Source organism: Stenotrophomonas sp. 78350_Sma (assembly GCF_056482105.1).
Map to the genome: position 1 here is coordinate 1,274,056 of NZ_CM151182.1, position 12,705 is coordinate 1,286,760.

Below are 12,705 nucleotides of genomic sequence, written 5' to 3' on the forward strand. Positions count from 1 at the left end.
CCGATGAAACTGCGTCATGCCCTGCTGCCACTGAGCCTGCTGGCTGCCCTGCCCAGCGTTGCCGCTGCCCGTGGCCTGGAAGTCCGCGACATGGTGGCCATGGACCGCGTCTCCGCGCCGGTACTGACCGCTGACGGCGGCACCGTGGTGTTCGCCAAGCGCAGTGTGGACGCCAACCTGAAGGCCTCCACCGCGCTGTTCGCACGCAACCTGCGCACCCGCGATGCGGCGCCGCCGAAGCAGATCACCCCGGCCGGCTGGAACGTCAATTCCGCTTCGCTGTCGGCCGATGGCCAGACCGTGTATTTCCTCAGTGCCAAGAACGGCAGCCAGCAGTTGTACGCGCAGCCGATCAGCGGCGGTGCTCCGCGCCAGCTGACCGACTTCCCGGTCGACGTGGACAGCTACCACGTGTCGCCGCAGGACGACCGCGTGCTGTTCAGCGCCGGCGTGTTCCAGGCCTGTGCCTCGGACCTGGCCTGCACCGAGAAGAAGTTGAAGGATGTCGCCGGTGCCAAGGCCAGCGGCAAGGTGTTCGACTCGCTGTTCGTGCGCCACTGGGATACCTGGAACGATGGCCGCCGCAACACCCTGTTCGTGGCGCCGCTGCCGGCAGCCAAGGCCGGTCCGGTCAAGGGCGCTTCGGCGCTGAGCGCCACCATCGATGGTGATGCACCGTCCAAGCCGTTCGGTGGCAATGACGATTTCGTGTGGTCGCCGGATGGCGCGAGCGTGGTGGCCAGCATCCGCGTGGCCGGCAAGCAGGAACCGTGGTCGACCAACTTCGACCTGTACCGTTTCGACGCTGCCGGCAAGCAGGCGCCGGTCAACCTGACCGCGTCCAACCCGGCCTGGGATGCCGGCCCGGTGTTCAGCGCCGACGGCAAGACCCTGTTCTACCGTGCGATGAAGCGCCCGGGCTTCGAGGCCGACCGCTTCGGCCTGATGGCAATGGACCTGGCGAGCGGCAAGACCCGCGAGATCGCCCCGCAGTGGGACCGTTCGGCCGGCGGCATCACCCTGTCCGCTGACGGCGCCAGCATCTACACCACCGCCGATGACCTTGGCGAGCACCCGCTGTTCCAGATCGACGTGGCCAGCGGCAAGGCGACCAAGCTGATCGGCGACGGCAGCGTGACCTCGGTCGATGTGGCTGGCACCAGCGTGGCGATCACCCGCAACAGCCTGAAGAGCAACGACCAGGTGCTGGTTGGCCTTCTGCCGGCCGCGGGCGAAGCCATCGGCGAACTGCGCGCGCTGACCCCGGCCGCCGGCGACGTGCTGAAGGACGTGTCCTTCGGTGACTACGAGCAGTTCGAGTTCAAGGGCTGGAACAACGACACCGTGCACGGCTACGTGGTCAAGCCGCACAACTACCAGGAAGGCAAGTCCTACCCGGTGGCGTTCCTGATCCACGGCGGTCCGCAGGGCAGCTTCGGCAACGGCTGGAGCTACCGCTGGAACCCGCAGACCTACGCGGGCCAGGGCTACGCGGTGGTGATGATCGACTTCCACGGTTCCACCGGCTACGGCCAGGCCTTCACCGATGCGATCAGCCAGCACTGGGGCGACCGCCCGCTGGAAGACCTGCAGAAGGGCTGGGACGCGGCGCTGAAGAAGTATTCCTTCCTCAACGGCGACAAGGCCTGTGCGCTGGGTGCCAGCTATGGCGGCTTCATGGTCAACTGGATCGCCGGCAACTGGAACAGCCCGTTCAAGTGCCTGGTCAACCACGATGGCGTGTTCGACCAGCGCATGATGGGTTACGCCACCGAAGAACTGTGGTTCACCGAGTGGGAGCAGGGCGGTACCCCGTACCAGAAGGCGGCGAACTACGAGAAGTTCAACCCGGTCAACCACGTGGCGGACTGGAAGAAGCCGATCCTGGTGATCCACGGCCAGCAGGACTTCCGCATTCCGGTCGAGCAGGGCCTGGCTGCGTTCACCGCTGCACAGCGCCAGGGCATCGAATCGAAGTTCCTGTACTTCCCGGATGAGAACCACTGGGTGCTGAAGCCGAACAACAGCATCCTGTGGCACGACACCGTCAATGCCTGGCTGAAGCAGCACATCGGCAACTGATGACTGCAGCGCCGCCCTTCGGGGCGGCGCTTTTGTTTCACCATCTGCTGTACCGGTGGGTGCCGACCGTTGGTCGGCACACCTTCCTGATCTGCCGCCAACAGCAGCCGGCCAGCGGCCGGCACTACCCAGAGCACCTGCATGATCCAGAACGACATCGTCGTCTTCGGTTTGATCGCCGCCACCCTCGGCGCCGTGTTCTGGACCGCCTCGCGCGAGCAGGGCCTGTGGAAGCGCTTCTACACCTTCGTGCCGGCGCTGCTGCTGTGCTACCTGATTCCCGGCATCTACAACACTGTCGGCCTGATCGACGGCCAGAACACCAAGCTCTACAACCCGATCGCGCGCGACATCCTGCTGCCGGCGGCGCTGATCCTGCTGACCCTGGCAGTGGACATCAAGGGCATCCTGCGGCTCGGCCCGAAGCTGGTGCTGATGTACCTGGGCGCATCGGCCAGCATCATGCTCGGCGCGGTAGTGGCCTTCCTGCTGATGCGCGCGGTGCATCCGGAAACAGTGGCCGGTGATACCTGGGCCGGCATGGCCGCGTTGGCCGGCAGCTGGATCGGCGGTGGCGCCAACATGCTGGCGATGCGCGAAGTGTTCGACGTCAACGCAACCACGTTCGGCCAGTTCGCAGTGGTCGACGTGGGTGTCGGTTACGTGTGGATGGCCGCGCTGATCTTCCTGGCCGGTCGTGCCGCGAAGATCGATGCACGCAGTGGCGCCGATACCTCGGCCATCGATGAGCTGAAGGAGCGTATCGCGCGCTTCCAGGCCGAACACGAGCGCATTCCCAGCCTCACCGACCTGATGCTGATCGTGGCGGTGGCCTTCGGCGGCGTCGGCCTGTCGCATGCGATCGGTGCGCCGCTGGCGGCGTGGTTCAAGGCCAACGTCAGCTGGGCCGCGCAGTTCAGCCTGGACGCACCGTTCGTGTGGGTGGTGGTGCTGTCGACCACGCTGGGCCTCAGCCTCAGTTTCACCCGTGCGCGCAATCTCGAAGGCGCGGGTGCATCGCGTCTGGGCTCGCTGCTGCTGTACTTCCTGATTGCCTGCATCGGCATGCAGATGGATCTGCTGGCGCTGCTGGATCGCCCGTGGCTGTTCCTGCTGGGCATCATCTGGATCAGTGTGCACATCGTGCTGCTGTGGTGCCTGGGCAAGCTGCTGAAAGTGCCGTTCTTCTACTTCGCCATCGGCTCGCAGTCGAACATCGGTGGCCCGGCCTCGGCGCCGGTGGTGGCCGCCGCGTTCCACCCGGCATTGGCGCCGGTGGGCGTGCTGCTGGGCACGATGGGCTACGCCACCGGCACGTACCTGGCCTACATCGTCGGCATCACCCTGCGCGCGCTGGCCGGGCAGGGGTGATCCTGTAGAGCCGAGCCCATGCTCGGCTGCTTTGGGTTTTGCACTCGCGCTGGTAACGGCGAAGAGCAGCCGAGCATGGGCTCGGCTCTACAGTAGAGCCACGCCATGCGTGGAGGCTTCACGCCACCGGCAATCCGCGTTCGATCAGCCACGCCTTCGCGTCTTCGGCGTCCTCTTCAAACCACGCCCGGGTAGATCCCAGCCGATACGTATACCCCCATGCATCCATATCGGCCATCAGCCGCTGGCTGCCGACGCCGGGCAGTTGCCCGGCCAGCACGATCTGCAGGTAGCAGGTCGCGTCTTCCTCGGCCACCGAGTCGGTGGCATCGGTGTGCACCTGCGCGCGCCGCTCCGGTGGCAATACGATCAGGTGGCAGGCTTCGTGCAGCATCGAATGCACGGGGGTGTCATCGCGCACGTACACGTTGCTGGCAATGATGCCCGCCTCGGGCTCGCCCCAGTAGCTACCGGGAATCGGTTCACCGGCCGCCACGTGGTGCAGCCGAAGGCCATGCGCGGCGAGCAGGCACTGCGCATCGGCGAAGGCGATGTCGCCCACGCAGGTGATGTCCACGGCGGTTGTCGTATCGGTCATGCGGGTCAGGCAGCCCCGCCCATGCAGGCACGGGCGGGGCAGGGCATCAGGGTTTGTCCGGGCCTTCAGGCAGCGCCACGGAGATGTCCAGCACATCGTGCTGGCCATCCTTCACCAGGTCGACCTTCACCGCATCGACGTCGATGTTCACGTACTTCTTGATCACTTCCAGCAGCTCGCGCTGCAGCAGCGGCAGGTAGTCCGGGCCACCGCGGTGGCTGCGTTCCTGCGCAATGATGATCTGCAGGCGGTTCTTTGCGGTTTCGGCGGTGGTCTTCTTCGCTTTGAGGAAATCGAACAGGCCCATGCTTACCCTCCGAACAGCTTGCTGAAGAAGCCCTTCTTCTCGACGCTGGTGAAGCGCATCGGGCGATCTTCGCCGAGGATGCGCGCGACGGCATCGTCATACGCCTGGCCGGCGGCGGATTCGACATCCAGGATGACCGGCTCGCCCTTGTTGGAGGCATTGAGCACGTCGCCCGATTCGGGGATCACGCCGATGGCCTTCAGCCCCAGCACTTCCTCGACGTCGGCGATGCTGAGCATCTCGCCGGTTTCCACGCGCAGCGGGGTGTAGCGGGTCAGCAGCAGGAAGGCCGGCACGTTCTGGCCGGATTCGGCCTTGTGGGTCTTCGAATCCAGCAGGCCGATGATGCGGTCGGAGTCGCGCACCGAGGACACTTCCGGGTTCACCACCACCACCGCGCGGTCGGCGAAGTACATCGCCAGGAACGCACCCTTCTCGATGCCGGCCGGCGAGTCGCAGATGATGTAGTCGAAGCCATCGGCGGCCAGGTCCTTCAGGACCTTGCCCACGCCTTCCTGGGTCAGTGCATCCTTGTCGCGGGTCTGCGAGGCAGCCAGCACGTACAGGTTGTCGAAGCGTTTGTCCTTGATCAGGGCCTGTTTGAGGGTGGCTTCGCCGTGCACGACGTTGACGAAGTCGTACACCACTCGGCGTTCGCAGCCCATGATCAGGTCGAGGTTGCGCAGGCCGACGTCGAAGTCGATCACCGCCACCTTCTTGCCGCGCCGCGCCAGGCCACAGGCCAGGCTCGCGCTGGAAGTGGTCTTGCCCACGCCGCCCTTGCCGGAGGTGACTACGATGATTTCAGCCAAAGGACTTCTCCTGGTTCTGCATTAGTTTGGGGCTGCGTCAGTCCAGCGCAGCGATCTTGATCTGGTCCTGTTCCAGCCAGACCTGCACGGCCTTGCCGCGCAGGTTGTCCGGGACATCGTCCAGTACCTTGTAGTGGCCTGCAATGGCCACCAGTTCCGCATGGAAATCACGGCAGAAGATGCGTGCCGCGGTGTTGCCCTGGGCCCCTGCCAGCGCGCGGCCGCGCAGGGTGCCGTAGATGTGGATGCTGCCATCGGCGATGACCTCGGCGCCGGCGCCGACAGTGGCCATCACGGTCAGGTCGCAGTTTTCCGCGTACAGCTGCTGGCCCGAACGCACGTTCCCCAGCTGCATGCGGCCTGGCTGTGGTGCGGCCGCATCGGCGACCTTGGCCACCGGTGCGGCCGGGGCCGGCTTCGGCTCTGTACGCGCGGCGCGGCGCGGTTCCGGCGCGGGCGGCGGAGCAGGCTCGGCTTCGGCACGTTCGTACTGGGCGCGGAACTTGGCCAGCAACGGCAGGCCGAGCTGCTGCGAGAGCAGGTCGACCGCGCTGGTGCCATAGGCCAGCGCCACCGGCAGCACGCCGGCGCTGCGCAGGCCATCGACCAGCGCCTGCGCGGTGGCCACGTCCGGCACCTGGCTCAGGCCGCCGAAATCAAGGATCACCGCCGCGCGGCCGAACAGCTTCGGCGCGCGGGTCACGCGCTCGCGCATTTCCTGCACGAGGCGTTCGACATCAAGGGTACGGATGCGCAGGTTGGCGATGCCCACCTGGCCGATCTTCAGTTCACCGGCCTGTTCGTAATCGAAATTCACCGCCACGCTCAGGTCCCCGTCGGTCGCTGTGCCTGCGCCGGCAGCTGCCGGGCGCGTGTCCATGCCACATCCGGCAGCTTGTCGCCGTAGGTCTCCTGGACCCACGGGTAGCTGCACAGTTCCTTGGCCAGCATGCTGGCGCGCACATCGACCTGGGCCATGGTGTTCTGGCCCAGCTCGCGGAAGCCGAAGCTGCCGTGGAAGAGCAGGGCGGCATCGGCGCCATGGTCGAGGAAGACTTCGCAGGTCATCTGCGGGTAGCGCAGCTCGGCGAAGCTCTGCGCGTCGGCATAGAACGCACGGCCGACGCCACCGCCACGACGGCGGCTGGCGACCACGATGCGGTCGATGTAGAAGAACGGGGTGTCCAGCTGCTGCTTGAACCAGGCGAAATTGCTGCTGTCGTGCTGGCTGTCGCTGCCGAAGCCGATCAGGAAGCCGGCCAGGTTGCCGTCGCGCTCGGCGACGCGGAAATATTCAGCGGTTTCGTAGAACAGGCGCAGGCGGGCCGCATCCAGGGGAAGGATGGCCAGGCCAGCGTTGTTGTTCAAAGCCAGGACGGAATCGAGCTCGTGCTCGCGCACGTCGCGGATGACAATCGACATTGTGACTCCGTGGGGTAACGCGGTTGGTCCATCAAGGGACCCTGCGCACGATTATTGCATGCCCGGGGTGGGCTGCGGCATGAACAGGCGACCGGGCAGGCATGACTTCCGTGGGGTGCGGTGCGCAGGCCGGGCCCGTAGAGTGCTGCCATGTTGGGAGTCCTCAGCCATACCCGCGTCCTCCGCCTGGCCGGCCTGTTCACCTGGGTCATGGTCGGTCTGCCGTTGGCGTACTCGCAGTTCGAGAACCCGCACAGCCGCGGCGACATGGGGGGCTGGGCGGTGCTGCTGTTCGTCGCCTACCTGTCTTTCGGCACCTCGTATTACTGGCTGACCCGCATCCTGCGCAGCGACAGCCCCACCAGCTGGCTGGACCGGGGGTTGCTGTTGCTGCTGACGATCTCGGCGCTGGGCGTCAGCTTCCTCAGCGGCTCGGGCCTGGGCAGCATCCTGATGATGGTGGCCGCCGGGGTCATTCCGTGGATGCTGTCGGTGCGCCTGGGCGTGCTGTGGCTGCTGGTCAGCCAGCTGGCGGTGGCCCCGGTCTATTACATGCTGCTGCGCTTCCCGTTGTTCGAAGCAGTGATGCAGTCGCTGCTGTACGGCGGCTTCTCCATGTTCATCTTCGTGACCAGCCTGGTTGCCCGCCAGCAGACCGAGGCGCGCGACGAACAGCGTCGGCTCAATTCAGAGCTGCGTGCCACCCGCGCCCTGCTGGCCGAGAGTGCCCGTGTCAATGAGCGCACCCGTATCTCGCGCGAGCTGCATGACCTGCTGGGCCACCAGCTGACCGCGCTGACCCTGAACCTGGAAGTGGCCGGGCACCTGGCCGAAGGGCAGGCGCTGGAACATGTGAAGCGCTCGCACGCATTGGCCAAACTGCTGCTGGGCAACGTGCGCGAGGTGGTCAGCCAGCTGCGCGAGACCGGCGCCATCGATCTGGCCGCGGCGCTGCGCCCGCTGACCGAGAATGTGCCCTCGCTGGACATCCAGCTGGACATCGAGGATCCGCTGAACGTGGAGGACCCGCAGCGGGCCCACGTCCTGCTGCGCTGCACGCAGGAGATCATCACCAACGCGGTGCGCCACGCCGGTGCCCGTCACCTGTGGATCAAGGTGTACCGTGAAGCCCCGGACCGGGTGGTGGTGGAGGCCCGCGACGACGGTGTCGGTGCGGACATGGTCAATGTGGGCAATGGCTTGCGCGGCATGCGCGAGCGCCTGCAACAATGTGGTGGCCAGCTGCAGGTCGAGACCCGTCCCGGCGAAGGCTTCCGCCTGCGGGCGACGGTGCCGGCAACGGTGCTGGTGGCCGCCCTTACCAAGGTTCCTGAAGGAGTACGTTGATGATTCGCGTCTGCCTGGTTGATGACCAAACCCTGGTGCGGCAGGGAATCCGCTCCCTGCTGGCACTCGACGACGGCATCGAGGTGGTGGCCGAGGCCGGCGATGGCCGGCAGGCGGTGGAGATGATCCCGCAGGTGCGCCCCGACGTGGTCCTGATGGACATGCGCATGCCGGTGATGTCCGGGCTGGAAGCACTGCAGGTGCTGTCGCGGCAGGAACAGCTGCCGCCGACCATCATCCTCACCACCTTCGACGACGATCAGCTGGTGCTGGCCGGCCTCAAGGCCGGTGCCAAGGGCTACCTGCTCAAGGATGTGACCCTGGCACAGCTGGTCGGTGCCATCCGTACCGTGGCCGAAGGCGGTTCGCTGGTGCAGCCGGCGGTGACGCAGCGCCTGTTGTCGGGCCTGGAGCACATGCGCAACGAGTTCGTCAGCCTGGACCGCCCGGACCCGCTGACCGACCGCGAGACCGAGATCCTGCGGCTGATGGCCAGCGGTTTCTCCAACAAGGAGATCGCCAACTCACTGGGCGTGGCCGAGGGCACCATCAAGAACCACGTGTCCAACATCCTCTCCAAGCTGGGGGTGCGCGACCGTACGCGCGCGGTACTGAAGGCGTTCGAACTCCAGCTGGTCTAAGGCGTTCGAACTCCAGCTGGTCTGAGGAAAATCGTTTCGGTACAAAGACTTGGGTGGTGGCAGGGGGTTCCGGCCAAGGTTGCCCCCTACTTGCCGGGTAGCGGTATGCGTTACCCTTCGAATTCTTTGTCCATACAAATACGCAGCCGGCAGGGAAACCGGTGCGCCAATCCCGATAAACAATGCCCGCGAAGCCTGCTAGGATTGGCGCTTCGCTTCAATCAACCCGGCCGTGGGATCGGCCCCGGAGACTCTCTGAATGACCCGTATTATCGAGTTCCTGATCGCCTTGGGGATCGTGGCTGGCCTGTTCGTCATCATTGGCGTATGTCTGCCGGGCGAGCGTCACATCACCGAAAGCATCGAGACCAACCGCAAGATGACGATCGTGTACGACACGGTCAGCAGCCTGCGCCGCTTCAAGGACTGGAACCCGCTGGTACTGCGCGATCCCGCCGTTGAACTGAAGCTGTCCGGCCCGGCCTCCGGCAAGGGTGCCACCCTGGACTTCACCTCCAAGGACCTGGGCACCGGTTCCTGGAAGATCACCGACGCCGAAGAGAACAAGCGCGTTGCGATCGCCATCGAAGACGCCACCAAGGGTCACGACAAGGTCACCACCTTCACCCTGGAGCCGACCGGCAAGGGCGGCCGTAACGTCAAGATCACCCAGGACTACTCGGTGAAGTACGGCTTCGACCTGTTCGGCCGTTACGCCGGCCTGTATGTCAGCCGCCAGATCGGCGACGACATCAAGATGGGTCTGTCGCGCATGGCCAACATGCTGGCCAGCGTGCCGAACGTCGACTACCGCACCCCGGAAGCGCCGCTGACCGATCTGGCCATCGTCGATGTACCGGCCGAGGACCTGCTGGTCGTCAACGCCGGTAACGTGGATCGCGGTCAGGACACGATCACCAAGTCCATCAAGGACAACCAGGAGTGGATCAAGCGCGTGATGGAGGCCAATGGCCTTGAAGCCGCCGGTCCGTTCCGCATCATCACCACCGACTTCGGTCAGGAGAAGTACGCCTTCGACATCGCCCAGCCGGTGAAGAAGAAGGGTGCTGAAGGTGCTGCTGCTGAAGCTCTGACCGTCAAGATCGACGGTGGCGCTCCGGTCAAGTACGTGCACGTCGCTCCGCACCGCTCGGCACATGCGGCCTACAGCGGCCACATGGCGGGTCTGGACGTGGCCCGCAACGGCCTGCGCGCCTGGGCTGTGACGGCGGGCAACGAAGTGATCGACCGTCCGTACGAATCCTGGAAGGACGGCATCGACAAGTCGTTCACCCCGGAAGGTACCTACGACATCTACTGGGCCGTCAAGTAAGCCTCGGCTGACCCATGTAATGCTGGACACGAAAACGCGCCGCTCATTGCGGCGCGTTTTTTTTCATCTGGCGCCCGGCAAGGGGCGCTGCGCAAGGAGCCCTCATGTTCAATCTGGAACGTCGCGCACGTAAGCCTTCCCTGCTGGCCTGTCTCGGCGCGCTGCTGGCGGCCGCCTCGATCGGTCTGTCCGCCTATGCATCGCACGGTGTGGCGGACCCGTTGGCGCAGCAGCATCTGAACATGGCGGCGCTGTACGCGTTCGCACACGGTGCGGTGCTGGTGGCGCTCGGGCCGCGCGCGCAGGGCGCGATCGCGCACCTGGCGCTGTACGTGCTGCTGCTGGGAGTGCTGTTGTTCTCCGGCAGCCTGGTGGGCGGCGCGCTGTGGCAGTGGCCGACGCGGATGGCACCGATCGGTGGCACCAGCATGATGGCCGGATGGGTGTTGCTGGCGATCAATGCGTTGAGGCGGTGAGGGCCGCAGGGCTGTCGCTCCGATCCATGCCGATGCGATCGTGAAGGTTCATGGGCGTTACTTTTCTTTTCGCGCGAAAGGAAAAGTAACCAAAAGAAACGCGCCGCCGGCCGCGAGCCGGTGCTGCGCACCGGTCCCCCTCGCTCCTCGGCCCGTCGAGGGGCGGTGCGGAGAGCAGCCGAGCATGGCTCGGCTCTACAGAATCGCACGCACCTCTTCGCCCTCGCCGGACCTGCGGTGCTCGGCTCGCTTGAAGGCGGACCCAGCAGCCGCGCGCTGATCCGTTGTAGAGGCTTCGAGCGAAGCGACCCGCTTTGGTCTTTGCTCTCTTGTTCCATTCCGTGGCGGATGCACGCGGAATCTGTCCGTGGCCGGGCGGGTGGGTTGCGCAGGGGCGTAAGCGCCATGGATGGCGCGCCCGAGCCTACAGGGACGTATTTACGGCGTCCCCTGCGCAGCCCACCCGCCCGGACAGCTCCATGAATTTCGCTTTGCGGCTGCCACGAGGGGCTCAGCCGTTGGCCGGTCTCCAGCACCAATGCCACGGTTCGTAGACGATGCCGTGCGGGTTGTCGCGCGGGTAGCTCAGATGGAAGCCATACGCGCCGGCATGCGCCTGCAGCCACGCGAACGCGTCGGTGGCTTCGAACGATTCTTCGGCCGGGGCGTCGCCCGGCGTGCCGATGTCCAGCGCGTGGCCGCTGTGGTGTTCGCTGAAACCCGGTGCGGCATTCACCTTCAGGATCTCCGCCACGCTCAAGCCGCGCGCCAGTTTCCGTTCGAAGATGCCCAGCTGGTAGGCATGGCTGCGGAAGCCGGAGATGGCGTCCAGCGCAATGCCATCCTGTGCCGCCTGCAGTCGCATCCGTCGCCAGCCCTGCGCGGCGGCACGGCGCAGCCACAATGGGCGGGCGAAGCGGTCGCGACCGGCGAAGTGCAGCAGGCACGGTTCGGATTCCAGTGGCAGGCCGCTGTCGTCGGCATAGCGCTGTGCATCCAGGCCAAGCTGCTGCAGGCGCTGCTGCAACCCGGCCAGGGGCAGCCACTGATCTTCCAGGCCGGCGCCGAAGGGCCGCGCTGCCGCGTCATCCAGCAGCGCCAGTGCTTCCTCGACCCCGGGCTCGCGCGGCAGGCGCGGCACCATGGCGTGCACACCCTGCGCCAGCACCGCCGCCAGGTAGCGGCCATCGCGCTTGCGCCGCAGCACCCAGTGCGCCTGCGACAGCAGGCGTGCATCCAGGTTGCTGCGTGCACGCAGCAGGTGAGCGGGCCACAGCTCGATGGCCTCGGTGTTGATCAGCAGGGGCGCGCGTCGTTGCATCGCCGCAGCTTACTGCCGTGGCGCCGACGCGGCCACCTTGCGCAGCGCATCGAGCAGCGCCTGCGGCCGGTCTACGCTGAGCAGCAGCGTGCTGCCATCACTGACCGGCAGTGCGAGGACGCGCGCACGGTCGGTGACCAGGGCGAAGCCCTTGCCGCCCCCCAGCAGGCGGAAGTGGCCCGAGTAGAAGCCCGGCATTGAATAGCCATTGGTTTTGAGACGGATGCCATAGCGGCGGTCACGCTGCAGGTCGACCACCTCGGCCTGGTCCAGCCGCAGCTGCGCCACCGGCACGCGCCGCCGATACATCGTCGAGCGCACGTCCAGCGCGTCGCCGGCCAGCTCCACGCGGCGGCGGAAGAACGCGGCCCCCAGCCCGACAGCGAGTACAGCGATGACGATCAGGCTCCATGCCGCACTGCCGCCCATCCGGAACCAGGGCGGCGACAGCGTTACTTCGATCCAGGGGGCGCTCGCCGGTGCCTTGTGCAGCTGTGCATACAGGCAGGCCACGAAGGCAGCCAGCAGCGGCAGCACGATCCAGAGCACGCGCAGCGGCGAACTCTCGGCCACGTCAAAGGGTTTCGGGTCGCTGCCGCCCATGGTTCAGGCCTCCTTCTTGAACACCAGCATCGCCGGGCGCATCGGCGCCGGGATGATGATGTTGACCAGTTCCCAGCCCAGTTGGCCCTGGCGGCTGAGTTCGGCCTGGATGTCTTCGGCCTTGTGCAGGCCCATCATGGACGTCTTGACCTCGATGGTCTGGTAGCTCCAGCGCTTGCTCATTCCTTGTCCTCCGACGATGGCGTGGGTTTCGGCAGGCGTCCTGCCCTGCGCAGGGCGTCGCGCAGCACGTATTCGATCTGCGCGTTGAGGCTGCGCAGCTCGTCATCAGCCCAGCGCTGCGCGGCAGCCAGGACGTCGGCGTTGATGCGCAGCGGGTAGGCTTTCTTCTCACTCATGGGGGCTCCTGGCGGGGCGGTGGGGCGCCCCGT

General features: G+C 66.1%; 15 protein-coding genes. 6 read left to right on the plus strand and 9 right to left on the minus strand.

The window, feature by feature from the left end:
- The first annotated feature begins 3 nt into the window (after positions 1 to 3).
- Together ACZK4H_RS05870 and ACZK4H_RS05875 are read left to right on the plus strand one after the other, a co-directional pair.
- Positions 4 to 2,082 (plus strand): alpha/beta hydrolase family protein, encoded by a 2,079-nt coding sequence (locus tag ACZK4H_RS05870; RefSeq protein ID WP_099553004.1) that lies wholly within the window; start codon positions 4 to 6, stop codon positions 2,080 to 2,082.
- A 141-nt stretch (positions 2,083 to 2,223) separates the two neighbouring features.
- A complete protein-coding gene (locus ACZK4H_RS05875; RefSeq protein ID WP_099553003.1) occupies positions 2,224 to 3,453 on the plus strand; it encodes a DUF819 family protein in 1,230 nt (409 codons plus the stop codon).
- Positions 3,454 to 3,571: 118 nt separating this feature from the next.
- Here the strand turns inward: ACZK4H_RS05875 and ACZK4H_RS05880 are convergent, their stop codons facing one another.
- The 5 genes from ACZK4H_RS05880 to ACZK4H_RS05900 are packed head-to-tail and all read right to left on the minus strand — an operon-like array spanning position 3,572 to position 6,592.
- The gene (locus tag ACZK4H_RS05880) at positions 3,572 to 4,051 is read right to left on the minus strand and encodes a hypothetical protein (protein ID WP_099553002.1); all 480 of its coding nucleotides are present in this window, start codon (positions 4,049 to 4,051) and stop codon (positions 3,572 to 3,574) included.
- Positions 4,052 to 4,097: 46 nt separating this feature from the next.
- The gene (gene minE / locus ACZK4H_RS05885; protein WP_005408532.1) at positions 4,098 to 4,358 is read right to left on the minus strand and encodes a cell division topological specificity factor MinE; all 261 of its coding nucleotides are present in this window, start codon (positions 4,356 to 4,358) and stop codon (positions 4,098 to 4,100) included.
- Between the two features lie 2 nt (positions 4,359 to 4,360).
- The gene (gene minD, locus ACZK4H_RS05890; RefSeq protein ID WP_005408533.1) at positions 4,361 to 5,170 is read right to left on the minus strand and encodes a septum site-determining protein MinD; all 810 of its coding nucleotides are present in this window, start codon (positions 5,168 to 5,170) and stop codon (positions 4,361 to 4,363) included.
- A gap of 37 nt (positions 5,171 to 5,207) precedes the next feature.
- Entirely contained in the window at positions 5,208 to 6,050 is an 843-nt protein-coding gene (gene minC, locus ACZK4H_RS05895; protein WP_099553001.1) for a septum site-determining protein MinC, read from the minus strand.
- Positions 5,996 to 6,592 carry a GNAT family N-acetyltransferase gene (locus ACZK4H_RS05900; RefSeq protein WP_099553000.1) on the minus strand — a complete coding sequence of 199 codons (597 nt, stop codon included), beginning with the start codon at positions 6,590 to 6,592 and terminating at the stop codon, positions 5,996 to 5,998. The genes minC and ACZK4H_RS05900 overlap by 55 nt, the downstream gene beginning before the upstream one ends.
- Before the next feature lie 150 nt (positions 6,593 to 6,742).
- Here ACZK4H_RS05900 and ACZK4H_RS05905 point away from each other — a divergent pair, with 150 nt between their 5' ends.
- The 4 genes from ACZK4H_RS05905 (at position 6,743) to ACZK4H_RS05920 (ending at position 10,389) form a co-directional block, all read left to right on the plus strand.
- Positions 6,743 to 7,939 (plus strand): sensor histidine kinase, encoded by a 1,197-nt coding sequence (locus ACZK4H_RS05905; RefSeq protein WP_099552999.1) that lies wholly within the window; start codon positions 6,743 to 6,745, stop codon positions 7,937 to 7,939.
- On the plus strand, positions 7,939 to 8,580 hold the full coding sequence (locus tag ACZK4H_RS05910) for a response regulator (protein WP_099552998.1): 642 nt from the start codon (positions 7,939 to 7,941) through the stop codon (positions 8,578 to 8,580). Before ACZK4H_RS05905 ends, ACZK4H_RS05910 begins: the two co-directional genes overlap by 1 nt.
- A gap of 259 nt (positions 8,581 to 8,839) precedes the next feature.
- Positions 8,840 to 9,913 carry a polyketide cyclase gene (locus tag ACZK4H_RS05915; RefSeq protein ID WP_099552997.1) on the plus strand — a complete coding sequence of 358 codons (1,074 nt, stop codon included), beginning with the start codon at positions 8,840 to 8,842 and terminating at the stop codon, positions 9,911 to 9,913.
- 104 nt (positions 9,914 to 10,017) lie between these two features.
- Positions 10,018 to 10,389, plus strand: coding sequence for a DUF423 domain-containing protein (locus ACZK4H_RS05920; RefSeq protein WP_019659313.1), 372 nt, complete (start codon positions 10,018 to 10,020; stop codon positions 10,387 to 10,389).
- 511 nt (positions 10,390 to 10,900) lie between these two features.
- Here the strand turns inward: ACZK4H_RS05920 and ACZK4H_RS05925 are convergent.
- From ACZK4H_RS05925 to ACZK4H_RS05940, 4 genes are read right to left on the minus strand one after another with little or no spacing between them, the layout of a single operon-like run.
- On the minus strand, positions 10,901 to 11,710 hold the full coding sequence (locus tag ACZK4H_RS05925) for a M15 family metallopeptidase (protein ID WP_099552996.1): 810 nt from the start codon (positions 11,708 to 11,710) through the stop codon (positions 10,901 to 10,903).
- 9 nt (positions 11,711 to 11,719) lie between these two features.
- Complete coding sequence (locus ACZK4H_RS05930; protein WP_099552995.1) at positions 11,720 to 12,313, minus strand: PH domain-containing protein; 594 nt, start codon at positions 12,311 to 12,313, stop codon at positions 11,720 to 11,722.
- Between the two features lie 3 nt (positions 12,314 to 12,316).
- On the minus strand, positions 12,317 to 12,496 hold the full coding sequence (locus ACZK4H_RS05935) for a DUF4177 domain-containing protein (RefSeq protein ID WP_006424209.1): 180 nt from the start codon (positions 12,494 to 12,496) through the stop codon (positions 12,317 to 12,319).
- Positions 12,493 to 12,672 (minus strand): type II toxin-antitoxin system antitoxin, encoded by a 180-nt coding sequence (locus ACZK4H_RS05940; protein WP_099552994.1) that lies wholly within the window; start codon positions 12,670 to 12,672, stop codon positions 12,493 to 12,495. The genes ACZK4H_RS05935 and ACZK4H_RS05940 overlap by 4 nt, the downstream gene beginning before the upstream one ends.
- Between the last annotated feature and the right edge of the window lie 33 nt (positions 12,673 to 12,705).

Coding starts and splice junctions, on each gene's coding strand:
- ACZK4H_RS05870 (WP_099553004.1), top strand. CDS start 4: ATGAAACTGCGTCATGCCCTGCTGCCACTGAGCCTGCTGGCTGCCCTG.
- ACZK4H_RS05875 (WP_099553003.1), top strand. CDS start 2,224: ATGATCCAGAACGACATCGTCGTCTTCGGTTTGATCGCCGCCACCCTC.
- ACZK4H_RS05880 (WP_099553002.1), bottom strand. CDS start 4,051: ATGACCGATACGACAACCGCCGTGGACATCACCTGCGTGGGCGACATC.
- minE (WP_005408532.1), bottom strand. CDS start 4,358: ATGGGCCTGTTCGATTTCCTCAAAGCGAAGAAGACCACCGCCGAAACC.
- minC (WP_099553001.1), bottom strand. CDS start 6,050: ATGGACACGCGCCCGGCAGCTGCCGGCGCAGGCACAGCGACCGACGGG.
- ACZK4H_RS05900 (WP_099553000.1), bottom strand. CDS start 6,592: ATGTCGATTGTCATCCGCGACGTGCGCGAGCACGAGCTCGATTCCGTC.
- ACZK4H_RS05905 (WP_099552999.1), top strand. CDS start 6,743: ATGTTGGGAGTCCTCAGCCATACCCGCGTCCTCCGCCTGGCCGGCCTG.
- ACZK4H_RS05910 (WP_099552998.1), top strand. CDS start 7,939: ATGATTCGCGTCTGCCTGGTTGATGACCAAACCCTGGTGCGGCAGGGA.
- ACZK4H_RS05915 (WP_099552997.1), top strand. CDS start 8,840: ATGACCCGTATTATCGAGTTCCTGATCGCCTTGGGGATCGTGGCTGGC.
- ACZK4H_RS05920 (WP_019659313.1), top strand. CDS start 10,018: ATGTTCAATCTGGAACGTCGCGCACGTAAGCCTTCCCTGCTGGCCTGT.
- ACZK4H_RS05925 (WP_099552996.1), bottom strand. CDS start 11,710: ATGCAACGACGCGCGCCCCTGCTGATCAACACCGAGGCCATCGAGCTG.
- ACZK4H_RS05930 (WP_099552995.1), bottom strand. CDS start 12,313: ATGGGCGGCAGCGACCCGAAACCCTTTGACGTGGCCGAGAGTTCGCCG.
- ACZK4H_RS05935 (WP_006424209.1), bottom strand. CDS start 12,496: ATGAGCAAGCGCTGGAGCTACCAGACCATCGAGGTCAAGACGTCCATG.
- ACZK4H_RS05940 (WP_099552994.1), bottom strand. CDS start 12,672: ATGAGTGAGAAGAAAGCCTACCCGCTGCGCATCAACGCCGACGTCCTG.